This window comes from Leucobacter sp. OLIS6, assembly GCF_002752355.1.
Taxonomy (GTDB): Bacteria; Actinomycetota; Actinomycetes; order Actinomycetales; family Microbacteriaceae; genus Leucobacter.
Map to the genome: position 1 here is coordinate 274,441 of NZ_MRAV01000001.1, position 22,174 is coordinate 296,614.

Sequence of the window (22,174 nt, forward strand, 5' to 3'; positions counted from 1 at the left end):
CCGGGACGCGCCGTTTCGCGTCCCTAGGAACGGGATCGGAACCGAGTGTCCGGGAGTTCCCCGCGGCCGGCGCGAATCCGCACCTTCGGCACCGCCTCGGTGGGTGGCGCCATCGGCAGGGTCATGCGGAACTCGGTCCCCTCGCCCTCGCGGCTCGCGACCTCCATGCGCCCGCCGTGCGCGATCACGATCGCGCGGGTGATGCTCAACCCGAGGCCGATCCCGGGGACCGCGTTGCGAGTCGCCGTCGAAGCCCGGAAGAACCGGGTGAAGAGCATGCCCTGCTCGTCCTCGGGGATCCCGATACCGGTGTCGCGCACGGCGAGCACGACCGCACCGTCGACGGGCCGGACCTCGGCCGTGACCCGGCCGCCGCGCGGGGTGAACTTGATCGCGTTCGATAGCAGATTGTCGAGCGCCTGGCCGATGCGCCGCTCATCGATCGAGACCACGACGGGACGGCCGGGGAGCTCGGTGCGCAGCTCGACGCCCTCGCGCTGCGCATGCGGTGCTGCGGACTCGACCGCGGAACGCACGCTCTCGGAGAGATCCGAATCGAAGCACTCGAGCGGGAACCGGCCGGACTCGACCTGCGCGGTGAAGAGCAGATCGCCGACGAGCGCGAGCAGCCGCTGGGCGTTGCGCTCGATGATGTCGACGAACTCGCGCTGCTCTTCGGCGAGGGGACGCTCCGGGTCGCTGCGCAGTAGATCCAGGAACCCGATGATCGCGCTGAGCGGAGTGCGCAGCTCGTGCGAGATCATTCCGACGAATTGGTCCTTCATGCGCGCGACCTCGACCGCGCGGGTCTCGTCGGTGACGACCAGCAGGTAGCCGCGCTGCTGCCCCGTGCCGTCCTTGCGCGGGGTGACCGTGATCCTCGCGGGCACGGTGAGCCCCGTCGCCGTCGAGATCTCGAGGTCGGCGTCGACCGTCGAATCGGCGTCGGCCCGGGCGAACAGCGCTCGCACGCCCTGCGGCAGATCCTCCGGCGCGTGCGCGTGCACCAGATCCGGGTGCTCCTCGGCGAGCATCGCGAGCACATCGGCGGGGAAGAAGCGATCGATGCGGACGCCGTCGAGCGCCTCGGCCCGGGTGAGTCCGAGGAGCCGCTCGGCTCCCGGGTTCCAGGCCTCGACGGTGCCGCGGCAGTCGGTCGCGATGACGGCCTGGGCGGTGATCGCCGCCCACAGGCTCTCGAACGATTCGAGCAGCGCACGGTACCGCTGCTCGCTCTCGCGCAGCTGGGCGATCATCTCGGCGTTCTGCTCGAGGGCGCGGGTGCGCTCGGAGACGAGCCGCTCCGCCTGCTCGATGCGGATCCGCTGCTGACGCGAGAGGTCGTGGATCGCGGCCGCGACCGCCGCGTAGACGAGCGGGGAGACGACGCCGCGGAGCCAGTCCGCCGGGCTGTCGGGCGGGGTCGCGAGGTAGGGCATCAGGATGGTGAACGAGCTGAGCAGCACCGCGGCGACGACGTACCGGAACTTCGGGGCGGTCGCGAGCCACACCACCGGGAGCAGTACGAGGGCGCCGAACATCGAGTGCGCGCCGCCCGTGCCCGCGCGAAACAGCCCCAGCCCGACGATGTCGACCACAGGGATCAGGAGCACCGCGAACCCCTCGTGCCCGCGATGCGCGCGCAGCAGGGCGGCGTACGCGGTCGCCGCGAGGATCACCGCGCTGCCCGCGAAGGCCGCGCCCTCGGAGACCGGCTTCAGACCGGGGACCAGGTGGACGAGCGCCAGCGCGACGAGGAGCGCGATCGTGGTCGGTGCCTGTTTGAGCAGCGGCCCGGGACGGTCGAAGACGCGGAGCAGCCGGTTCCGCGGAGCCTCGCTCATGCCGCGAGTCCGACGACGAGCTCGTGCACGGCCGCAGAGGTGACCGGCTTCGGGAGCGCGGCGTCGGCCTCGGGGTAGTCGGCGGGGTCCAGCACCGAGCTGATCACGATGAAGCAGTCGGGGAACCGCTCGCGCAGGCGCTGCGAGCACTCCTCGCCCGTGAGACCGGGGAGACGGAGGTCGATGATCGCGAGCGAGGGGGAGATCTCGGCGAAGGCCGCGATGGCGGATTCGGCATCGGCCGTCGCGAAGACCTCGAAGCCCTCGCGCTCGAGCAGCAGGCGGAGCAGGGCGGACTGGTCCGTGCTGTCCTCGACCGTGAGGGCGAGCGGCGCGCTCATCGCAGGAACAGCTCTCGGACGACGACGATGGCGGCCACCACCGCGAGGGCGATCAGGGCCTGGGGCACGAGGCGGCGTTCCCGCCGTGCATCGCGCGCGATCTCGTCGAGCTCCGGTGCTGGACTCATGAGACGACCCTTCCGACCTTCTCGGTCTTGATCCAGGATGCGTCGGCTCGGCGCCATTCCTTGATGTACGAGTCCACAGTAATCGCGCAGAGCAGCGATCCGTAGCCGAATACGTAGATGCAGAGCCTCGCGATGAAGCGACCGCCGGGCAGGCGTTCGGTCCATCGCGCCGCCCAGGCGCCCAGCATCGAGATCGGGCCCCAGAGGTACAGGATCGACGCGTACACGAAGCGATCCTCGCGGGTGAGGGTGCCGAGCCAGTCGGTGAGCAGGGCGTCCGAGAACCGGGGAAAGAGCGCGATGGCCATCATGACCATCGCGCCGAGCCCGGGGAACAGGAGCGCTTCGCGCCAGGATCGGCGGCCGGTGCGGCCGTCGAGCTGCACGGCGTAGAGGATCGAATAGAGGTAGGTGCAGGCCGCGAGGATCCACATGAAGCGGAACACCGCCTCGGCGATCCCGCTGTGCAGCAGGAGGAGCGAGAAGAGCGCGACCGAGGCGAGCAGCATCCAGACGGGCAACAGCAGGATGCTGAACCAGCTGAGGCCGAACGAGAGGCTGCCGAGGCGGTGGATCCGGCTCGGACGGAACCAGACCCTGCGGTAGATCGAGGTGAGCTGGACGTTGCCGCGAGCCCAGCGCAGGCGCTGCTTCCACAGCGCGTCGACCGTGCGGGGTTCTTCCGCCAGCACCACCGCGTGCGGCTCGAACACCATGCGCCGGCCGTGCAGCTGCCCTTCGAACGTCGTCATGGTGTCCTCGGCCAGGGTGCCGGTCGGGATCCGGCCGCCGATCGCCTCGAGGTTCGCCCGCGAGTGCAACTGTGCGCCGCCGGCCAGGCAGGCGACCGCGCCGAGCACGTTCTGGGTGCGACGGGAGGCCAGCTGGGCGAGCACGTACTCCATGCCGATGAACCGGGTGAGGTAGTTGCGGTCGTGGCTGCCCTCGGCGATGTACGCGGTCACGGCGCCGACGCGCTCGTCGGCGAGGTGCCGGCTCATCTTGCGGAGCGAGTCGCGCGCGAAGATCACGTCGGCGTCCATGATGAGCACGGCCTCGGTCCACGGATCGGCGAGCACGCGCGAGATGCCGTGGTTGAGCGTGTGGGCCTTGCCCTCGCCGCCGACCTCGCGCCGCAGATGCACGACCCGCCTCGGGTATCGAGCGGCGCGATCGAGCACAACGTCTGGTGTGCTGTCGGTCGAGGCGTCGTCGACGACGAAGATCCGGAGCCGCTCCGCAGGGTACTCGAGCGTGAGGAGGCGGTCGATCGACGCCCCGATCACGAGCCCCTCGTTCCAGGCCGGCACGATGACGGCGATGTTCGGCGCGTACGGCGCAGCGCGGCGGTAGTGGTTCTTGAACGCGTGGATCGGCAGCACCAGGAACTGGAACGCCGTGTTGAACACCGGAGTGGTGCCGAGCAGCACGCAGATCAGCAGGAAGACGATCAGTGCGATCTCGAAGCCGTTCGGCGCGTTCACGCGAGGGCCTCCGCAGCGTCGAGCAGTTCGCGCACCCGCCGGTATCGCCCGACCTCGGCCGCATCGTGGCTGTCGGTCGACGCGACGATTCCGGCGCCGGCCTCGCGCAGGGCGACGAGGGTGGCCGGCTCGGGACAGCCCCACTTCTCGTTCACCTCGACGAGGGTGTCCGTCGCGGCTGCGGCGGAGGCCCAGGCCGCGAGGCGCTCCGCTCCGAGCCGGGACTCGCTCAGGCCGATCTTGGGCAGGATCGAGAAGCAGTGCGCCAGCTGATTGCCCGGGTGGCGCTCCATCGCCGCGACGAGGGCCTGCACGAGGTCGTCGAGCGCGTCCTCGTCGTTCCACCCGGCGGCGAGCCGCGCGCGGATCTCGGACGGGCCGAGGGGGCCGTCGGCGCCGGGGAACTGGTGGTCGGCGATGAGGATCCGGTCGATGCCCGCGGGAAGCGCGGGGATGTCGAGCGCGCCCGAGCGGTCGAGGATCTTCGCCTCGACTCCGGTCAGCACGGTGAGCCCGTCGGGTACGTGCAGCGCCGAGACCGCCGCGAGGTACTCGGGGACCCAGCCGGAGCTGCGGCGCACGTGGTCGACCAGCCGCAGCGTGTCGAGTCCGGCGGCCGCGGCCGCGGCGACGTTCTGTTCGAGGGACGAGACCGCGTCGTCGGAGAACGTCGAGTGGACGTGGTGGTCGCCGCGGAGCGCCGCCGCCGACGCGATGCTCACGCGTCGTCCTGGTGTCCGGCGTGCGCCGACTCGAGGACCTCGTCGACCTCGACGATCACGTCCTCGAGGAACCGCACCGAGGCGACCTCGCGGAATCCGACCCGCTCCGGCAGCGTCTCGCCGAGGAACAGGTCGACCATGAGCGAGGGGATATCGACACCGGCCGCGATGGTGAGCGGCAGCGCGCCGGGAAAGCGCGGGTTGACCTCGAGCAGCATCGCCCGGCCCGCGCGGTCGCGGCGGAGCTGGACGTTCGCGACGCCGACGAGCCCGATTGCACGGGCGACCGCAGCGGCGGTCTCCTCCAGCTCGGGATCGCGCATCGTGCGGCCCGCGATAGCGACGCCCGAGTCCACGCGGGCGCGCGTGCGCGGGACGGCCGCGACAATCCCGCCGTTTGCGTCGGCGATGACGTCGACCGAGTACTCCTCGCCCGGGAGCAGGTCCTGCACGATCAGGCCCTCGTCGGTCGGCAGCGTCTCGAGCGCCGCACGGTCGGCCACCAGGCGGATCCCGCGGCTCCCAGCGCCCTGACGGGGCTTCGCGAAGACCGGGAACTCCCAGTCCACGGCGAGCGCGTCGGGGCCCGCGAGGACGGTGCGCGGCGACCGGCCGGTCGCGGCGCAGCGATCGGCGAGCGCCAGCTTGTCGAGCGCGACCCGCAGCGTCTCGGCCGGGGGCGCGGCGAGCACCGCGGGGGCGAGTTCCTCGCGGCGCTCCGCGAGCGCGAGGAGCTCGACGTCGACCGTCGAGATCACGAGATCGAGCCGGTCGGCCTCGACCAGGGTGGCGAGGGCGGCCACGAACTCCGGGTCGCGACCCGGCGGCACCAGCCGTCGCTGCTCGGCGGGCACCAGGTACAGGCCGCTGGCCCAGCCGTCCATGTCGGCCGCGAACACGGTCACGTCGTCGCGGCGCAGCAGCGATCGGATCACGGCGACTCCTGCGGGGCCGCCGGCCCCGGTCACCAGAACGCGGGCGGTCATCAGTTCTCCAGTCGCAGGTGCTCGGAGGTGCTGGCGAGCTCGGCGCTCTCGCGCACCACTTCGAGGGGTTCGACGGCGGTTCCGCCGCCGAATCGGGTCCAGTAGCGCGCGGTCGCGGTGACGAACTCGGGCGACAGGTAGTCGCGGCTCGAGGTCTGCGAGTCGAAGCAGCGCAGCAGCTCGAGCTTGCGCTCGAGGAAGCGCTCGATGCGCACGAACCGCGTGGGCCGGTAGTCGATGGTGGCCGACGGGCTCTGGTAGCAGGCGACCGTGGGGACGCGCCTGGTAGCGACGACGGTCGCCTCGCTCACCGCGCGGTGGTCCTGGTGGCGGTCGTGCCCGGAGTGCGTGTAGACGATCGTCGGGGCGACCTCCCGCACGACCTCCTCGATGAGCCGCACCGTGGTGCCGCTGTTCGGGATCTCGGTGTCGACGAGGTCCTGCAGGAACAGGCGCGCCCCCAGCAGCTCGGCGGCGGCGAGCGACTCGTGCTGCCGGCTGTCGGCGTCGCCGCCTCGCGCCCCGCGCGACATCGTGAGGATCGTGATGCGATCGCCGGCTTCGGCGTGCGCGGCGAGGATCCCGCCCGCGCCGATCTCGACGTCGTCGGGGTGCGCGCCGATCGCGAGCACTGTTTCGGCCGCGCGTCCGCGCTGCCGGTCGCGTCCCTCCGTCGCGAGTCGCTGCACCGTCTCGATGAGCTTCGCGTTGTCGAGGGGCTTCGTGAGGAACTCGTCGGCCTGCGCGCGCAGCGCCGACACCGCGTACTCCACCGAGACGTGCGCGGTCATCACGACCACGGGGACGCCCGGAATGCTGCGGCGCAGCTCGGTCAGCAGTTCGATCCCGTTCAGACCCGGCATCTCGATGTCGGTCACGACCACGTCGGGCCGGACCGCTGCCGCCTGCTCCACCGCGCGGAGGCCGTCCGCTGCGACGTCGACCGTGCATCCGGCGCGCCGCTCGAGGATCGTGCGTACCAGCAGGGCGACGTCCGGATCGTCATCGACGACGAGCACTCGGGGGGCGTCGTTGGCCATCGGCAGCGGTCTCCTCAGCGGGTCAGTTCGGCGATCCTGTTCGAGAACTCAGGGTATCGCTCCGAGAGCTCGGCGCGATCCCCGAGCCGGAATCCCTCCCAGTCGAAGCCGGGGGCCATGGTGGTGCCGACCAGGGTCCAGTCGCCCGTCGAAGACGAGCCCTGCATCACGCCGGCGGGTACGGCGAACTGGGGCAGCAGTCCGGCTGCGGGGTCCGCGCCTACCAACTGCTCCTCGGCGTGCCCGTCCGGGTACAGCAGGAGCAGGCGGAGCGGGGAGCCCGCGTACCAGTGGTAGATCTCGACCGATTCGAGCGAATGCAGCGCCGAGAAGTCGTCGCCGGCGAGCAGGAAGTAGATCGCGGTCGAGTGCGCGTCGAGGTGGGCCTGCCGGAACAGCCCGCCTTCGTGGGGGAGGGGTTCGAGGCCGAGCGCGGCGACCCAGCGGGCGGCCTCGGCGGGGATCCCGGGATCCTGCGTCGTGGCACCCGTCGCCTCGGACCCGCTCATGCGAGCTGCGCCGTTCGTGTCTGCTTGAACCGACGGCTCATGAGGATCAGCACGATCAGCGTCACGATGTACGGGCCGGCATCGGTCAGCTGCTGCGGCAGGCCGAAGGACTGCAGGCGGAAGCCGATCGCGTCGGCGAAGCCGAACAGGAGCGCGGCTCCCAGCACGCCCACGGGATGCGCGCGGGCGAGCATGACCACGACGACGGCGATCCAGCCGCGGCCGGCCGACATGTTCTCGGTGAACTGGACGACGTTGCCGAGCGCGAGCTGCGCTCCTCCGAGACCCGCGAGGGCGCCCGAGGCGAGCACCGCGAGCAGCTGGTAGCGCTGCGGGTTGACGCCGAGCGTGGCGGCGGCGAGCGGACGCTCGCCCACGCCGCGCAGGCGCAGGCCCACGGGCGTGCGGAACAGCACGACCCAGAGCACGGGGACGAGCAGCAGCGCGAGGTAGCCGATCGGCGTCAGCGAGAACAGCGGGCCGATGCCGGGGATGTCTGCGAGACCCGGGATGCGCCAGGTGGGGATCCCGTCGATCTTCGGATCCTTGAACACACCCTGGACGTGGAAGATCGCGAGGAGGAGGAAGCTCGTCATGCCGACGGCGAGGATGTTCATGGCGACGGCGAGCACGATCGGATCGCCCTTGCGGTACACGGCGCCGTAGCCGAGGATCATCGAGAACAGCATGCCGGCCCCCATCGCCGCGAGCGAACCGAGGATCCAGCTGTGGGTGCCGTAGGAGACCGCGACACCGGTGAACGTGCCGATGAGCAGGATGCCCTCGAGGCCGATGTTGAAGATGCCGACCCGCTCGCAGATCATGCCGCCGAGCGCGGCGAGCAGGATCGGGATGAGCGAGCGGAGGACGGAGGCGACCAGGTCCTGGTCGAACAAGGCGAGCAGGTTCATCGTTCGCCTCCGGTCTCGGTGGTCTCAGCGGTGGGGGCGGAAGCGGGCTGCACCGCGACGGCGGCCGGGGCGGCCGGGCTCTGCGGCTCGGGTCCCGGTGGATCCTCCGGGGCGGCGTCCTGCCGCTTCTTCCGGAACCGGGGCAGCGCCACGCGGTAGGCGAGCAGGATGATGACGAGCGCCTGGATCACCGCGGCGATCTGCGGGGACAGCCCGAGGTCGCGCCCCATGGCCTCGCTGCCGACGATGATGGCGCCGAAGAAGAGGCCGGCGATCGCGACGCCGAGCGGGCGGTACAGCGCGAGCAGGGTGACGAGCAGCGCGGTCCACGCGTAGTTCGTCTGGACGATGTGGCCCTCGATCATGCGCGTGTTCGGGGCGCCGATGACGATCAGCACGCCGATGAGTCCGGCGATGCCGCCCGAGAGCGCCATGGTGCGCAGCACGAGCGGGCCCGGCTTCACGCCGCCGTAGCGCGTGAACTCGGGGTTCTGGCCGGCGAGCCCGGCCTCGAAGCCGTAGCGGGTGCGGCGGTTCACGAAGATCGCGCCGATCACGAGGACGGCGACGATCACGAGCGACCAGTTGACCTGGGTCAGGATCATGGTGACGGGGCTCATCGGGCCGAACGCGCGACGCACGGCCTCGGCGGCGGGGCCGGCGGGCACGAGCGCGGTCAGCTGCACCCCGGGGTCGATCTGCTTGCTCGCGACGAGGTCGGTCGAGGGGTCCTTCAGCTGGAACCGGATCACCCAGGAGGAGAAGTAGCGGGCCGGGTAGTTGAGCAGCAGCGTGGCGAGCAGGATCGGCACGCCGAGCGAGTTCTGCAGCAGCGCCGCCAGCAGGCCCCACGCGGCGCCCGCGAGCACGCCGGTGACCATCGCGCAGAGCGCGACGAGCGGACCGGGGCCGGGCATGTAGACCGCGACGAAGCCGCCGGCGAGCGCGCCGAGCACGGCCTGGCCCTCGGTGCCCAGGTTGATGATGCCTGCGCGGAACGCGAGGGCGATGCCGATGCCGATGCCGATGATCGGGATGGCGCGGCCGAGGGTGTTCGCGATGCCCATGCCGGTGCCGAACGAACCCGACACCATGGCGCGGTAGCCCGAGATCGGGTCGACGCCGGCGACGAGCATGAACACGGCGCCCACGACGAGCGCGAGCACCACCGAGACGGGGATCGGGCCCGCGAGCCAGCGGCCGACGCGCGGGAGCACGCCCGAGCCCGGCCGATCGTTCACTGCCTGGGTCACTGCGCGTCTCCGTTCTGTGCGCCGCCGGCGCGGACTGCGGCGCCCGCGGGCCGGTGCCGTTCCTCGGGTTCGTGGCCGGCCATGTAGAGGCCGAGCAGCGCCTCGTCGGCCTCGGCGCGGGGCACCTCGGCGACGATGCGGCCCTCGAACATCACGAGAATGCGGCCCGAGAGGGACATGATCTCGCTGAGCTCGGCCGAGATGAGCAGCAGCGCTCCGCCGGCGTCGCGGTACTCGCAGAGCTCGCGGTGGATCGACTCGATGGCGCCGATGTCGACGCCGCGAGTGGGCTGCTCGACGACGAGCACGGGGGAGCGGTAGTCGAGCTCGCGCGCGACGACGACCTTCTGCAGGTTGCCGCCCGACAGCGTGCCGACCGGGGTGGTCGGGCTCGCGATCTTGACCCCGAAACGGGCGATGAGGCGCTTCGCGTGCTCCGTCATCGCGCTGCGCGACAGCAGGCCGCGGCGCATGATCGGGGCGCGGCGGTGGTGGCCGAGCGCGAGGTTGTCGATCGCGTCGGCGGTGCCGGCGCTGCCGACCGCGTGGCGGTCCTCGGGCACGTAGGCGATGCCGCCGTCGCGCCGCGCGGCGATCGACGCGCGGCTCAGATCGACGCCCGAGACCGAGACGGAGCCCGTCGCGACCGGACGCATGCCGATGATCGCCTCGGCGAGTTCCACCTGGCCGTTGCCCGCGACGCCCGCGATGCCGACGACCTCGCCCGCGCGCACCGCGAGGGCGGCGTCGGCGACGCTGTCGCGGCCGCCGTCGCCCGAGACGGTCAGATCTCGTACCTCGAGCACGGTGTCGCCGGGCTCCTGCGCGGGCGGCGGCGTGGTGAGATCGACGTCGCGGCCCGTCATATGACGGGTGATCTCGGCGGGGGAGCTGTCGGCCGTGACGAGCTGCGCCACGTTGCGGCCGTCGCGCAGCACGGTGACGCGGTCGGAGATCGCCATGACCTCGTTCAGCTTGTGGGTGATGAGGATGATGGTGCGGCCGTCGGCCTTGAGCGCGCGGAGCACGTCGAAGAGCCGCTCGGTCTCCTGCGGGGTGAGCACGGCGGTGGGCTCGTCGAGGATGAGGACCTTGGCCTCGCGGTAGAGCGCCTTCACGATCTCGACGCGCTGCAGCACGCCGACCGGGACCGAGTCCACGCGGGCGGTCGGGTCGAGGGCGAGGCCGTAACGGTCGGCGATCTCGGAGACGAGACGGTTGGCCTCTCGGCGATCGATGAGGCCGCGCTTGGTCGGCTCGCTGCGGAACACGACGTTCTCGGCGATCGTGAGGGAGGGGAAGAGCTTGAACGACTGGAAGACCATGCCGATGCCGGCATCGATCGCGTCGAGGGGAGAGGCGAAGTGCTGCTGCTCGCCGCGGATGAGGATCTCGCCCTCGTCGGGCTGGTAGACGCCGGCGAGCATCGACATGAGGATCGACTTGCCGGCGCCGTTCTCACCCATCAGGGCGTGGATCTCGCCCGGGGCGACCTCGAAGTGGACGTCGTCGTCGGCGAGCACGCCGGGGAAGCGCTTCGTGATGCCGCGCATCTCGACCTCGGGGATCATGCTCGCTCCTTCGAAGGGGGTGGTGCTGAATGACGGAGCGGCGCCGTTCCTCACGAGGAACGGCGCCGCAGCGTGCTACTTGGTGGGGTCGGTGACCTTGACGGTGCCGGCGACGATCTGGTCGCGCACCTCGGTGACCTTCTTCAGGACGTCGGCGTGCTCCATGACCACGCAGCCCGAGTCCTTCGCGCCGTCGGAGAGGCTGACGATCGACATGCCCTGCTCCTTCAGACCGAACGAGGAGGTGGCGTCGGTAGCGCTCTTGCCGTCGATGATCTCGCCGACGACGGTCTCGACGACCTTGTCGACCGCCTTGACGGTGCCGTCGACCACGTTGCCCGGGGCCATCTGGCACTGGTTCGCGTCGACGCCGTAGGCGAAGAAGTTCTTCTCCTTCGCGGCGTCGAAGATGCCGCCGTTGGCGGCCGCGCCCACGGCGAACACCTGGTCGGCGCCGGTGCCGGCGAACGCGATCGCCTGCTCCTTGGCGCGCGCGGTGTCGGCGAAGGGGTTGTCGCCGCCGATGATCTGCGGCGCGACGGTCTTGACGTCGGCCTTGGCCGCCTTGGCGCCCTCGTCGAAGCCGCCCGAGTACTTCTTGAGCAGCGGGATGTCGAGCGACAGCACCGAGCCGACGGTGTTGGTCTTGGTCAGGAGGCCGGCCTCGTAGCCGAGGAGGTAGGAGGGCTCCTGCTCGCGGAAGGTCGCCTGGTAGAGGTTCTTCGGAGCGTTCTCGACGGTGGTGTCGATCAGCAGGAACTTCTGGTCGGGGTACTGCGTGGCGAACTCCTTCGCCATGTCGCCGAACTGGAAGCCCAGCATGACGATGACCTTGGGCTGCTGCGCGACGGCCGACTCGAGGTTCGAGCGGCGGTTCGCCTCGTCTTTCGACTCGAAGGTCTTGGCGGTGCCGTCGTTGTCCTTCGCGACCTTCTCGATGCCGGTCTTTCCCGACTTGAGGAACTCGTTCTGACCGATGGGATCGCTCGTGATGTAGACGAACGAGGGGCCGTCGGCCGAGGTGCTCCCCGAATCGGCGGCGTTGCCCGAGCAGCCGCTCAGCAGCAGGGCGCCGGCGGCGGCGCCGGCGACGAGAGCCGCAGTGGCGCGGCGCTTGGTGAAGAACATGCAGGGTTCCTTTCGTTGCATGGTTCAGGCGCGCAGCTCGCCCAGCGGGGTGTCCCGCAGGGTCTCGCCGCGGCCCGGGAGAATGACCCGGCGCTCGGTGACGATCGCAGTGATCAGTTCGTTCGGGGTGACGTCGAAGGCGGGGTTGACGGCCGAGATGCCCTCGGGGGCCGTGCGGACGCCGCCGAAACCGGCGACCTCGTCCACGCCGCGGTCCTCGATCTCGATGTCGGCGCCGCTCGCGGTGCTCATGTCGACCGTGGACTCGGGCGCGACCACGATGAAGGGGACCCCGGCGTGCTTCGCCGCGAGGGCGAGCGAGAAGGATCCGACCTTGTTGGCCGTGTCGCCGTTCGCCGCGATGCGGTCGGCGCCGATGAACACGGCGTCGGCGATCCCGCGCGAGAGCAGGAACGGACCGGCCGAGTCGACGAGCAGGCGGAACGGTGCGTCCATGCGCTGCAGCTCCCACGCGGTGAGGCGGGCGCCCTGCAGCAGCGGACGGGTCTCGAGCGGGAACGCCTCCTCGAGGGAGCCCTGCTCGAGCAGCGTCTGGATCACGCCGAGCGCGGTGCCGCGCTCGACCGTGGCGAGGCTGCCCGTGTTGCAGATGGTCATGACGCGGACGCGGTCCTTGCCGGTGAGTTCGCGCGTCAGGTCGGCTCCGTACAGGCCCATCGAGATGCATGCGGCGATGTCCTCGTCGCGGATGCGGAGGGCCTCTGCGAGCACGGCGTCGGCGCCCGCGTCGAGCGCGGTGAGCGCACGGTCGACGCCCCACGACAGGTTCACGGCAGTGGGGCGCGCTTCGCGCAGCAGTGCCGCCTGGCGGCGGACCTCGACGGTGTCGAGCTCCTCGTCGCCGCCCGAGCGCTGCACGCTCGCGGCGATCAGCGCGACGCCCAGAGCACCGGCGACGCCGAGAGCGGGAGCCCCGCGCACGGCCAACCGCTTGATGTCGTCGATCAGTTCGGGCAGTTCGGTGACGCGGTGCACCTCCACCTGATGCGGAAGGAGCGTCTGGTCGATCAGTTCGATGGCTCCATCGATCCAGTCGATCGTGCGCACGGAGGACCCCGTTTCTGTGTGCGTGTCGTCGGTGTGGCGCGCCCGCCGCGACCTGATGCGGGGCGGAGAGCGCAACCACGACAGAATATCTGATTCCCAGCCGTCTCCGGGCACGGTTGTGGGATGCGTGCGCGCGAGCGTTCCGAGGGGTCGCGAGCGCCGCGGCGCAGCCTGTCGTTCGCACCCCGGACGCACCCCGGACTCGAAACGTTCATCCCGCACGATGCGTGTCGTGGAGCGGCTTCGCGGCGTACGAGCGTACCGTGTGGTGCATCGGGCAAAGCGCCCGGTCGAGGAGGCCAATTCCCCCTCGGTGGCAACGGCCTCCGCGCAGACGGGATCCGCAGATCCCCGAGCAAGGGAGCCCCCGTGGCCGAAATCCACTCCACCAGCGCCGACGCCGTCCGGACCGCGGAAGCCCCCGCGGCAGACACGCACGAGCGGTTGCCGCAGGCCGAGCGCACCTACGTGCTCGACACCTCGGTCCTGCTGAGCGATCCCGGCGCGCTCTTCCGATTCGCTGAGCATGCGGTCGTGCTCCCGGTCGTGGTGATCACCGAACTCGAGAAGAAACGGCACGATCCCGAGATCGGATTCTTCGCGAGACGCGCGCTCCGGCTGCTCGACGGGTTGCGCGAGCAGCACCTGCGGCTCGACTTCCCGGTTCCCGTCGGCGACCAGGGCGGCACCCTGCGGGTCGAGCTCAACCACTCGGACCAGCAGACGCTGCCGAGCGGCATGCGGCTCGGCGACAACGACACCCGGATCCTCGCCGTCGCGCAGAACCTGGCGGCCGAGGGGCTCGACGTGACCGTCGTATCGAAGGACCTCCCCATGCGGGTGAAGGCCGCCGCGATCGGGCTCGGGGCCGAGGAATACCGGGCCGAGCTCGCGCACGACGACGCGTACACGGGCATCGCCGAGCTCGAGCTCGACGACGAGCGCATGGCGGACCTGTGGGATGCGGAACGGCTCGACGGCGTCGCGGAGGCGCGCGAGCTGCCCTTCGGCACCGGGCTCGTGATCACCTCGCCGCGGGGATCCGCCCTCGGCCGGGTCGACGGACGCGAGGGCGCCGTCCGTCTCGTCCGGGGCGACCGCGAGGTCTTCGGGCTGCACGGCCGCAGCGCCGAGCAGCGGCTCGCGATCGACCTGCTGCTCGACCAGTCGGTCGGGATCGTCTCGCTCGGCGGCCGCGCCGGCACCGGCAAGTCGGCGCTCGCGCTCGCCGCGGGGCTCGAGGCCGTGGTCGAGCGGCAGCAGCATCGCAAGGTGATGGTGTTCCGGCCGCTCTACGCGGTCGGCGGACAGGAGCTCGGCTACCTGCCCGGCGATCAGCAGGAGAAGATGGGCCCCTGGGGGCAGGCGGTGTTCGACACCCTCGGGTCGATCGTGTCGCAGAACGTGCTCGACGAGGTCGAAGCGCGGGGCATCGTGGAGGTGCTGCCGCTGACCCACATCCGCGGGCGTTCCCTGCACGACGCCTTCGTGATCGTCGACGAGGCGCAGTCGCTCGAACGCAATGTGCTGCTCACCATGCTGAGCCGCATCGGTCAGCGCTCCCGCGTGGTGCTCACGCACGATGTCGCGCAGCGCGACAACCTACGGGTCGGCCGCCACGACGGCATCGCCGCGGTGATCGAGAAGCTGAAGGGCAACCCCCTGTTCGGGCACGTGACCCTCACCCGTTCGGAGCGCAGCGATATCGCCGCGCTCGTCACCGAGCTGCTGGAGGACTGAGGGGCTCCCGCCGGGGCGGGCGTAGGCTGAGATCGTGAGCGCTCAGACGATCGACGACCTCCTGCCCGCCCCGATGCTCCAGCGGTTCCGCGAACGGGCGGCCGGCTTCGACGCCGACAACCGTTTCTTCGCCGAGGACTTCGACGAGCTCCGGGGCTCCGGATATCTCGCGGCCGCGGTACCCGTCGAGCTGGGCGGTGCCGGCCTCGGACTCGAGCAGCTGCTGCGCGCGCAGCGCCGGCTCGCCGCCCACGCCCCGGCGACGGCGCTCGGGGCGAACATGCACCTCGTCTGGGTCCAGGTCGCCCGGTTCCTGCACGATCGCGGCGACACGAGCCTCGACTGGGTGCTGCGCGACGCGGCGGCGGGCGAGGTCTTCGCCTTCGGCGTCTCGGAGGCCGGCAACGACGCGGTGCTGATGGACGCCCGCGCGACCGCCGAGCGCGACGGCGACGGCTACCTCGTCTCGGGCACCAAGATCTTCACGACCCTCTCGCCCGTCTGGACCCGTCTCGGCCTGCACGCGCGCAGCGAGGGCCCCGGGCAGGAGCCCGAGCTGATGTTCGGCTTCGTCCGTCGCGACGCCGCCGGGGTGCGGTCCCCGGAGCTGGCCTCCGCAGGACTGAGCGAGGGGCGCATCGAGCACCCCGGCACCTGGAACCCGCTCGGCATGCGCGCGACGCAGAGCTGGACCACTCGACTCGACGGGGTCCGGGTCGCCGAGACCGACGTGGCCGCCCGCTTCGCGCCGTTCGACGGCGCGCAGCCGCTCGTGCTCGGTATCTTCTCGTCGTTCTCGCTGCTCACCGCCTCGGTGTACGCGGGCCTCGCCGACCGGGCTCTCGAGCTCGCGACAGCGTCGGCCCGGCGTCCGGCCGGCGACGGCGACGGGATCCGCCTGGACGACCCCGACACCGGCACCCGTCTCGCGGCGGCGGTGCTCGACCACCGGGCGTCGCTCGACGCGATCGAGCTCCTCGCCCGCGACGTCGACGAACAGCGCGCCCGAGACGACTGGTTCCTCGCGCTCGCCGCCGCGAAGAACCGCGTCACCGACGAGGCCCGTCGCACGGTCGACGTCGCCATGCGAGCGGCGGGGGCGAGCGGCTTCCAAGCGGATTCCGAACTCGCACGGCTCTACCGCGACGTGCTCGCCGGGATGTTCCACCCGTCGAGCTCGCGCGCGCTCACCGCGACGGCGCTGCGCGGTCTCGCCGGCTGAGCGCTCAGCCGGCGGCGGGCGCGCCCGCCGCGCCGGACCGCAGCTCCGCGGCGTAGCCGCGCAGGGAGCGCTGGTAGCGGGGGAGCTGCGGGATCAGCGCCTCGATCGCGACCGCGAGCGCCTCGTCCGGGCGACCGGCCGAGTGCAGCGCGAGTGCGAGGAACGCGTCGGTCGACGCGCCGAGTTCGGGATCCCCGACCGACGCCCGGAGCATCGCGACCGCCTCGTCGAAGCGGCCCAGGTTGCGCAGGGTCGAGGCGTACTGGATGTCGAGCTGGGCGCGGGCGTTGCCGGTCAGTCCGAGCTCGACCGCTCGCGCGTACTGCTCGGCCGCCTCGGCTTCGCGGCCGCCCGAGTCGAAGGCTCCGCCGAGTTCGAACGGCCCGCGCGGATCCTCCGCGGGGAGCTCCGCGGCGAGGACCGCGATCCGCTCGATCACGGTCGCCTCGTCGGTATCGGCATCGTTCCAGACCGCGTCGACGCGCTCCTGCCAGTCGTCGTGCGCTCCGGTGCTCATGCGCTGCGCTCCAGCTGTTCGGGGGCGGCTGCGGAAGGCCCGGACGGATCGCCCGCTTCGGCGGGGGCATCGGAATCGTCCGGTGCGATCCCGGGGATCGCGGAAGCCGCTCGTGCCGCGGCGACCCGCACGGCGACCGCGGGCCAGAAGGTGTCGGCCCAGATCTCGTAGCCGCGGTCGTTCGGGTGGAACGCGTCCTCGGCGAACTCCGTGAGGATTCCGCGCAGGCCCCGGGCGCGGGTCGCCTTGTAGATCGGCACGACGGCGAGCCCGCGTGCCTCGGCGACCCGGCGCAGAATCGCGTTCGCCTCGTGCACCTTGCGGTCGTTCCAGGGGAGGTGGAAGCAGGGCACCTCGCCCAGCACGGTGTGGCCGGGGAGCGCGTCGAGGATCCGCGAGAGATTGCGGTGGTACGCGACCGGGTCCCACTCGGCGATGTCGTTCGCGCCGATGTCGAGGGTGACGAGATCGGGCGCTTCGCGCAGCGGCTCGACCGCCTTCGGCAGCTGGTCCCGCGCGCACAGGAACGAGGTCGCGCCCGAGACGCACAGGTTCGTCACTCTGATCGGCTCGCCCAGCTCGGCCTCGATGCGGTCGGCGAGCTGCCCGACGTAGCTCCGGCCCGGCACCGAGGCGCCGATGCCCTGTCCCGTCGAGTCCCCGAGCGCCAGGTAGTGGAAGCGGCCCGACTGCTTGCGGCGCCCCCGCCACCAGTTCGCCGTCACCGGCTGCATGTCGGAGAGCGCCATCACGGGCCGGTTCGCCCAGTCGAGCGCGCGCTGCCAGCCGGCCATGCGCGCGACGCCGGCGACCGCGGCGGTCGAGAGCGCGCGCGCACCGGCGATGGGGGATCGTGCGGGCATCATGCGATCGAGCCTACTCCGCGGACGATTCCTCGAGATCCCATTCGGCGGTGGCCGTCAGGTTGGCCCGCGCGCTCGCCGCCGCGGCCTCCGGGTCGCCCGCGCGGATCGCGGCGAGCACCCCGTCGTGGCCGCGCGGTTCGTCACGGCGGAACCCATCCCGGGCGAGCGCCGTGCGCATGGATTCCCGGAGTCTGGGGAGCAGCGCGGTGTAGACCTCGAACAGGATCGGGTTGTGGGCGGCGCTCGCGATCGCCTCGTGCACGGCGACGTCGGCCTCGACCCAGTGCGCGTCGTCCGCCGCGGCGCGCACCCGCAGTGCGGCCTCGATCCGGGCCCGATCGTCGGCGTCGGCGCGCATCGCCGCCAGGCGGGCGAGCTCGGGCTCGAGCGCGGCGCGCGCCTCGAGGATCTCCGCGAGGTTCGCGCCGGATCGAGCTAGTGCGCCCGGCACTTCGCTGCGGGCCCGGACGAAGGTGCCGTCGCCGCGACGGATCTCGATCATTCCGGTGTACTGGAGCGCGCGAAGGGCCTCGCGCAGGGTGCCTCGGGCGACGCCGAGCGCCGCCACGAGTTCGGGCTCAGGCGGGATCCGTTCGTCGAGCGGCCAGCGGCCCTCGACGATCTCGGCGCGGAGGCGGTCGACCACCTGATCGCTCAGCGAGGACCGGTGAACGGGGTCGAGAGACATGTGTGCCAGGATAGTCGAGGTCCAATGGTTGGACGTTTGACCTTTGAGGAGGAACGGTGCGGAACTCGCAGTCCCCGGCGTCGAGCAGGTCGGTCATGCTGCTCGTGGCGCTGCTGCTCGTCGCGGTCAACCTGCGCCTCGGCGTCACGAGCGCCAGCGCGCTGCTGACTGCGCTCACGGCGAGCGGGGCGCTGACCCCGGTCGCGGCGATCATCGTGCCGTCGCTGCCGACCGCGGTGTTCGCGATCGCCGGGTTCGGCACCGCCCGCCTCTCGGCGCGGCTCGGCGTCGAACGGACCCTGCTGGCCGGACTCGTCGCGCTCGTGGTCGGTCTCGCGATCCGCGGGATCCCCGAACCCGCGGTCGTGGTCGCCGGAACCGTGATCGCGACGGGCGGCCTCGCGATCGTGAACATCCTCCTTCCCGCGGTCGTCCGAGCCCACTTCGGTGCGCGGATCGGTCCGGTCACCACCGCCTATTCGACGCTCATGTCTCTCGGGTCCGCGGCCGCCGCGGCGACCGCCGTGCCCGTCGCGTCCGCGCTCGGATCGCCCTCGCTGGGGCTCGCCGCGTGGGCGCTGCCAGCGCTCATCGGACTCGTCGCCTGGCTGCTCGCGATGCCGCGTCCGCGGGAGCGGTCCGGGCCGCCCGCGCTCGCCGCTGCCGGAGGAGCCGCGGTCGACGGTCGTCGGATCCCGCTGCCGGCGGGCACGTTGCTCCTCGCCGCCTACTTCTCTCTGCAGGCGCTGCTCAGCTACGTGGTGATGGGATGGCTGCCGAGCATCGCGCAGGACGCCGGGATCCCCGCCGAGCGAGCCGGGCTGCTCCTCGGCATCGCGATGGCGGTCGGGGTGCCCGCGACCGTCGTGGTCGTCTCGCTCGCCGGCAGCCCGCGCCGCATGCGCATCGGTTTCGTGCTGGTCGCCGCGGCCAGCGTCGGAGCGCTCGCCGGCCTGCTGCTCGCACCGGCCGCCGCACCCGAGGTCTGGGCGGCGCTGATCGGGCTCGGCATGTGTGCGTTCCCCCTCGTGCTCGCGCTCATCGCCGGGTTCGGGGACGGCCCTGCGGAGACGGCGCGGGTATCGAGCGTCGTGCAGTCGGCGGGCTACTCGATCGCGACCCTCGGCCCGCTCGGGGCGGGAGCACTGCACCAGTCCACCGGCTCCTGGTCGATCGTGCTGGTCGCGCTCGGCTGCTGCGCCGCACTGCAGGGCGCTCTGGGCCTCGCGCTGACCCGCGTGGTGGCCCGCCGTCGGGGAGCGGCCGAACCGAGCTGACGAGCGGAGTTACCCCCTGGACACCCGGTGGCTACCGCGAGGCCACCGTGGGGAGACGGTGCGGCCACTCCTAGCTGGTGGAGTATCGGGGACCCCGCCCATCGGCTGGGAGAATCCCGCATATTCGAAGGAAGTCAATGACCCGGTCATTCCCTGCAGTTCGAACGAGACGCAGCACCACCGCGCTCGCGATCGCGGCGCTGATCGGCGGGCTCGTCGCGCCCGCCGCCGTGTCCGCAGCCTCCGCCGCCCCGACGACGCCCGAGGTGCCGAACGCCCCGCTGGTGTCCACGGGCACCACCTGGAAGTACCTCGACGACAACACCGACCCGGCGCGCGGCGATGCGAACCTCCGCGTCTGGACGACGCCGAACTATGATGACGGGAGCTGGAAGTCGGCACCGACCGGCTTCGGCGTGAAGAACAACGCGCTCGTCCCGGTCGGCCCCTTCACGCCGGTCACGAAGCTGAACCACTACATCGACGGCACCGCCAAGCCGACGATCCCCACCTACTTCTTCCGCACGACCTTCTCGCTCGACCAGGGGGTCGCCAAGCAGATCGAGTCCCTCGCGAGCACCGTCGTCTACGACGACGCGCTCGTCGTCTGGGTCAACGGCACCAAGGTCGCGACCTTCGAGGGCGACCGCATCACCGAGACGACGAATCTCGAGTACGCGGGCTCCGGCAAGGGCGACCCCCAGACGAGCACGTTCTCGGTCGACGGCAAGCTGCTCCATGACGGCACCAACACGATCGCGGTGGCGCTGCATCAGGATCGCGACAGCTCCTCGGACGCCTACTTCGATATGCCGTCGCTCACCGCGGTGAAGAGCGCCGCTCCCGGCGAGGTCGTGCAGGCCGCGCCCGGACGCGTGATCCTGACGCCGACCGCGACCCCGACCACCTCGCAGGCGTTCTCCTGGCAGGCGGGCGACGTCTCCCACACCGTCGGCAAGGTCGAGCTCGGCCCGGCGGGCGGCGGCGACACCCGCACCGTCGACGCGTACTCCGCGGGCACCGTGAACAACAACGCGAAGCCGCACTTCTCGGCGACCGTCGACGGCCTGGCACCGGCCACGGCCTACCGCTATCGGGTCGGCCTGCCCGGCAGCTGGAGCGAGTGGTTCGAGTTCACCACCGCGGACCCCAAGGCCACCGACTTCCAGTTCGTCTACTACGGCGACGCGCAGGTCGGGCTCGACACGACCTGGCCGAGCGTGGTCAAGCAGGCCGAGGCGAAGGCGACCCGCTCGATCGGCTCGGTGCACGCGGGCGACCTCATCAACACGGGTACCAACGACACCGAGTGGAACAACTGGTTCAAGGGAATGGCGCAGTCCGCCACCCGCACGAACGTGATGGCGGCCCCCGGCAACCACGAGTACACCGGCGGCGACAACATGCTCAAGTCGTGGAAGGCGCACTTCGAGTACCCGCTCAACCAGCCGAACACCGGCACCATCGGCGAGCTCGCGAAGCTCGCGCAGGGCGACTCCGACGTCGCGCGCCAGTACGCGGCGTACTTCGCGCACTGGACCGAGTTCGCGGCCGAGACGGTCTACTACACCGACTACCAGAACGTGCGGTTCATCACGCTGAACGCGACCCGCGACACCGCCTTCCTCAAGCCGGCGAACCTGCCCGCCTGCACCGGTGCCGAGTGCCCGAGCACCAAGGTGCAGGAGCTGTGGACTCAGTACCAGGCGGCATGGCTCGACCACGTGCTGAAGAACAGCCAGTCGAAGTGGAACGTCGTGACCTTCCACCAGCCCGTGTACTCGACCTCGTCGGGTCGCGATGAGCCGGTGCTGCGCAAGTACTGGGTGCCGGTGTTCGAGGAGAACGGCGTGGACCTGGTGCTCATGGGCCACGACCACACCTACGGCCGCGGTTACAAGAACAGCGACAAGACCGGCACGACCGGCCTCACCACCGGCCCGGTGTACGCGGTCTCGAACTCGGGGGCGAAGCACTACGACCTCGCCACCGAGGAGAAGAACGTGTGGACGAACAACGGCGCCACCCAGGTGATCCGCGGCGAGAACGTCACGACCTACCAGGTGATCGACGTGAGCGGCGATCAGCTGGTCTACCGCTCGTACCTCGCCGAGAAGGTCGACGGAGCCCGCAGCTTCACGCTCGTGCCCGATGCCGCGGGCGAGCGTCCCGTCTACGCCCCGAACGAGGTCCCCGCGGTCGGCGGTCTGTACGACGAGTTCACCGTGACCAAGTACGCGACCGGTGAGAAGTGGGTCACCGAGGCCGGCGTCGAGACGCCCGCCGGTCCGAAGCTGTCGCTCGGTGCCGCATCGGTGCCGCAGGGCGGCAAGCTGGCCGTGTCGGGATCGGGCTTCGTGCCGGGCACGAAGATCGGCATCGAGCTGCACTCGACCCCGGTCCCGCTCGCCGAGGCCACCGTCGGCGACGACCGCGCCTTCTCGCAGGAGGTCGCGATCCCGGCGAACGCCGAGGCGGGCGAGCACCGCATCGTCGCGAAGCTGCCGAACGGCGCCGAGGTCTCGGCTCCGCTGAGCGTGACCGCGGTCGACGGCGGTGCCGCGGCCGGCACGGACGGCGGATCGTCCGCCGCCGCGAACGGCTCCGCGAACTCCGGGTCCGGATCGGACGCGGGCTCGGGCGCCGCGGCGAACGCCGCAGCGTCCGGTTCGTCGGACGTCACCGGGACCGCGAGCTCCGAGGCGACGATCGAGTCCAAGGGGAACACCGACGGCGCGAACCCGGGCGCGGGCAAGACCGACGGCCTTGCCACCACCGGCGGTGCCGAGTGGCTGCCGCTCGGCATCGTCGGCGCCGGGCTGCTCGCCGCGGGAGCGATCCTCGTGCTGGCGCGCCGCCGGGCGGCCGTGCAGCAGTAG

At 71.4% G+C, this 22,174-nt stretch carries 20 protein-coding genes; 4 read left to right on the forward strand and 16 right to left on the reverse strand.

The window, feature by feature from the left end; translation table 11 throughout:
- Window positions 1–23 precede the first annotated feature (23 nt).
- From BMH31_RS01260 to mtnA, 13 genes are all read right to left on the reverse strand, one after another.
- Complete coding sequence (locus BMH31_RS01260) at window positions 24–1,844, reverse strand: ATP-binding protein (RefSeq protein WP_099723541.1); 1,821 nt, start codon at window positions 1,842–1,844, stop codon at window positions 24–26.
- Entirely contained in the window at window positions 1,841–2,185 is a 345-nt protein-coding gene (locus BMH31_RS01265) for a response regulator (RefSeq protein ID WP_099723542.1), read from the reverse strand. Before BMH31_RS01265 ends, BMH31_RS01260 begins: the two co-directional genes overlap by 4 nt.
- Window positions 2,182–2,313 (reverse strand): hypothetical protein, encoded by a 132-nt coding sequence (locus tag BMH31_RS15810; RefSeq protein ID WP_255350854.1) that lies wholly within the window; start codon window positions 2,311–2,313, stop codon window positions 2,182–2,184. The genes BMH31_RS01265 and BMH31_RS15810 overlap by 4 nt, the downstream gene beginning before the upstream one ends.
- The gene (locus BMH31_RS01270; RefSeq protein WP_099723543.1) at window positions 2,310–3,797 is read right to left on the reverse strand and encodes a glycosyltransferase; all 1,488 of its coding nucleotides are present in this window, start codon (window positions 3,795–3,797) and stop codon (window positions 2,310–2,312) included. The genes BMH31_RS15810 and BMH31_RS01270 overlap by 4 nt, the downstream gene beginning before the upstream one ends.
- Window positions 3,794–4,519, reverse strand: coding sequence for a PHP domain-containing protein (locus tag BMH31_RS01275; protein ID WP_099723544.1), 726 nt, complete (start codon window positions 4,517–4,519; stop codon window positions 3,794–3,796). The genes BMH31_RS01270 and BMH31_RS01275 overlap by 4 nt, the downstream gene beginning before the upstream one ends.
- Window positions 4,516–5,505, reverse strand: a complete 990-nt coding sequence (locus BMH31_RS01280) for an ATP-grasp domain-containing protein (RefSeq protein ID WP_099723545.1) — start codon at window positions 5,503–5,505, stop codon at window positions 4,516–4,518. The genes BMH31_RS01275 and BMH31_RS01280 overlap by 4 nt, the downstream gene beginning before the upstream one ends.
- Window positions 5,505–6,545: a response regulator gene (locus BMH31_RS01285; RefSeq protein ID WP_099723546.1), complete on the reverse strand. Its 1,041-nt coding sequence runs from the start codon at window positions 6,543–6,545 to the stop codon at window positions 5,505–5,507. Before BMH31_RS01285 ends, BMH31_RS01280 begins: the two co-directional genes overlap by 1 nt.
- 14 nt (window positions 6,546–6,559) lie before the next feature.
- Window positions 6,560–7,054 carry a cupin domain-containing protein gene (locus tag BMH31_RS01290; RefSeq protein WP_099723547.1) on the reverse strand — a complete coding sequence of 165 codons (495 nt, stop codon included), beginning with the start codon at window positions 7,052–7,054 and terminating at the stop codon, window positions 6,560–6,562.
- Window positions 7,051–7,965 (reverse strand): ABC transporter permease, encoded by a 915-nt coding sequence (locus BMH31_RS01295; protein ID WP_099723548.1) that lies wholly within the window; start codon window positions 7,963–7,965, stop codon window positions 7,051–7,053. Before BMH31_RS01295 ends, BMH31_RS01290 begins: the two co-directional genes overlap by 4 nt.
- Window positions 7,962–9,218 carry an ABC transporter permease gene (locus tag BMH31_RS01300; protein ID WP_241898073.1) on the reverse strand — a complete coding sequence of 419 codons (1,257 nt, stop codon included), beginning with the start codon at window positions 9,216–9,218 and terminating at the stop codon, window positions 7,962–7,964. The genes BMH31_RS01295 and BMH31_RS01300 overlap by 4 nt, the downstream gene beginning before the upstream one ends.
- Entirely contained in the window at window positions 9,215–10,789 is a 1,575-nt protein-coding gene (locus BMH31_RS01305; RefSeq protein WP_099723549.1) for an ABC transporter ATP-binding protein, read from the reverse strand. The genes BMH31_RS01300 and BMH31_RS01305 overlap by 4 nt, the downstream gene beginning before the upstream one ends.
- 75 nt (window positions 10,790–10,864) lie before the next feature.
- Window positions 10,865–11,917, reverse strand: coding sequence for a BMP family ABC transporter substrate-binding protein (locus BMH31_RS01310; protein WP_099723550.1), 1,053 nt, complete (start codon window positions 11,915–11,917; stop codon window positions 10,865–10,867).
- 24 nt (window positions 11,918–11,941) lie between these two features.
- Complete coding sequence (mtnA, locus tag BMH31_RS01315; protein WP_099723551.1) at window positions 11,942–12,985, reverse strand: S-methyl-5-thioribose-1-phosphate isomerase; 1,044 nt, start codon at window positions 12,983–12,985, stop codon at window positions 11,942–11,944.
- 444 nt (window positions 12,986–13,429) lie between these two features.
- On the opposite strand from mtnA, the gene BMH31_RS01320 reads away from it, so the two are divergent.
- Together BMH31_RS01320 and BMH31_RS01325 are read left to right on the forward strand one after the other, a co-directional pair.
- A complete protein-coding gene (locus tag BMH31_RS01320) occupies window positions 13,430–14,725 on the forward strand; it encodes a PhoH family protein (protein ID WP_231580860.1) in 1,296 nt (431 codons plus the stop codon).
- A gap of 34 nt (window positions 14,726–14,759) precedes the next feature.
- Window positions 14,760–15,947 (forward strand): acyl-CoA dehydrogenase family protein, encoded by a 1,188-nt coding sequence (locus tag BMH31_RS01325; RefSeq protein ID WP_241898075.1) that lies wholly within the window; start codon window positions 14,760–14,762, stop codon window positions 15,945–15,947.
- A gap of 4 nt (window positions 15,948–15,951) precedes the next feature.
- On the opposite strand, the gene BMH31_RS01330 is transcribed toward BMH31_RS01325, so the two are convergent.
- The 3 genes from BMH31_RS01330 to BMH31_RS01340 are packed head-to-tail and all read right to left on the reverse strand — an operon-like array spanning window position 15,952 to window position 18,018.
- A complete protein-coding gene (locus BMH31_RS01330; protein WP_099723552.1) occupies window positions 15,952–16,464 on the reverse strand; it encodes a tetratricopeptide repeat protein in 513 nt (170 codons plus the stop codon).
- Window positions 16,461–17,330, reverse strand: coding sequence for an SGNH/GDSL hydrolase family protein (locus tag BMH31_RS01335; protein WP_099723553.1), 870 nt, complete (start codon window positions 17,328–17,330; stop codon window positions 16,461–16,463). Before BMH31_RS01335 ends, BMH31_RS01330 begins: the two co-directional genes overlap by 4 nt.
- A 10-nt stretch (window positions 17,331–17,340) precedes the next feature.
- On the reverse strand, window positions 17,341–18,018 hold the full coding sequence (locus tag BMH31_RS01340) for a FadR/GntR family transcriptional regulator (protein ID WP_099723554.1): 678 nt from the start codon (window positions 18,016–18,018) through the stop codon (window positions 17,341–17,343).
- Window positions 18,019–18,074: 56 nt separating this feature from the next.
- Here BMH31_RS01340 and BMH31_RS01345 point away from each other — a divergent pair, with 56 nt between their 5' ends.
- Together BMH31_RS01345 and BMH31_RS01350 are read left to right on the forward strand one after the other, a co-directional pair.
- Window positions 18,075–19,295, forward strand: a complete 1,221-nt coding sequence (locus BMH31_RS01345) for an MFS transporter (RefSeq protein ID WP_099747357.1) — start codon at window positions 18,075–18,077, stop codon at window positions 19,293–19,295.
- Between the two features lie 137 nt (window positions 19,296–19,432).
- Window positions 19,433–22,174: a metallophosphoesterase family protein gene (locus BMH31_RS01350; RefSeq protein WP_199068242.1), complete on the forward strand. Its 2,742-nt coding sequence runs from the start codon at window positions 19,433–19,435 to the stop codon at window positions 22,172–22,174.

Bases quoted from the DNA above. Each gene is read 5' to 3' on its own strand.
- BMH31_RS01340 (WP_099723554.1), bottom strand. From the start codon at position 18,018: ATGTCTCTCGACCCCGTTCACCGGTCCTCGCTGAGCGATCAGGTGGTC.
- BMH31_RS15810 (WP_255350854.1), bottom strand. From the start codon at position 2,313: ATGAGTCCAGCACCGGAGCTCGACGAGATCGCGCGCGATGCACGGCGG.
- BMH31_RS01305 (WP_099723549.1), bottom strand. From the start codon at position 10,789: ATGATCCCCGAGGTCGAGATGCGCGGCATCACGAAGCGCTTCCCCGGC.
- BMH31_RS01265 (WP_099723542.1), bottom strand. From the start codon at position 2,185: ATGAGCGCGCCGCTCGCCCTCACGGTCGAGGACAGCACGGACCAGTCC.
- BMH31_RS01350 (WP_199068242.1), top strand. From the start codon at position 19,433: ATGACCCGGTCATTCCCTGCAGTTCGAACGAGACGCAGCACCACCGCG.
- BMH31_RS01310 (WP_099723550.1), bottom strand. From the start codon at position 11,917: ATGTTCTTCACCAAGCGCCGCGCCACTGCGGCTCTCGTCGCCGGCGCC.
- BMH31_RS01290 (WP_099723547.1), bottom strand. From the start codon at position 7,054: ATGAGCGGGTCCGAGGCGACGGGTGCCACGACGCAGGATCCCGGGATC.
- BMH31_RS01260 (WP_099723541.1), bottom strand. From the start codon at position 1,844: ATGAGCGAGGCTCCGCGGAACCGGCTGCTCCGCGTCTTCGACCGTCCC.
- BMH31_RS01295 (WP_099723548.1), bottom strand. From the start codon at position 7,965: ATGAACCTGCTCGCCTTGTTCGACCAGGACCTGGTCGCCTCCGTCCTC.
- BMH31_RS01280 (WP_099723545.1), bottom strand. From the start codon at position 5,505: ATGACCGCCCGCGTTCTGGTGACCGGGGCCGGCGGCCCCGCAGGAGTC.
- BMH31_RS01285 (WP_099723546.1), bottom strand. From the start codon at position 6,545: ATGGCCAACGACGCCCCCCGAGTGCTCGTCGTCGATGACGATCCGGAC.
- BMH31_RS01330 (WP_099723552.1), bottom strand. From the start codon at position 16,464: ATGAGCACCGGAGCGCACGACGACTGGCAGGAGCGCGTCGACGCGGTC.
- BMH31_RS01335 (WP_099723553.1), bottom strand. From the start codon at position 17,330: ATGATGCCCGCACGATCCCCCATCGCCGGTGCGCGCGCGCTCTCGACC.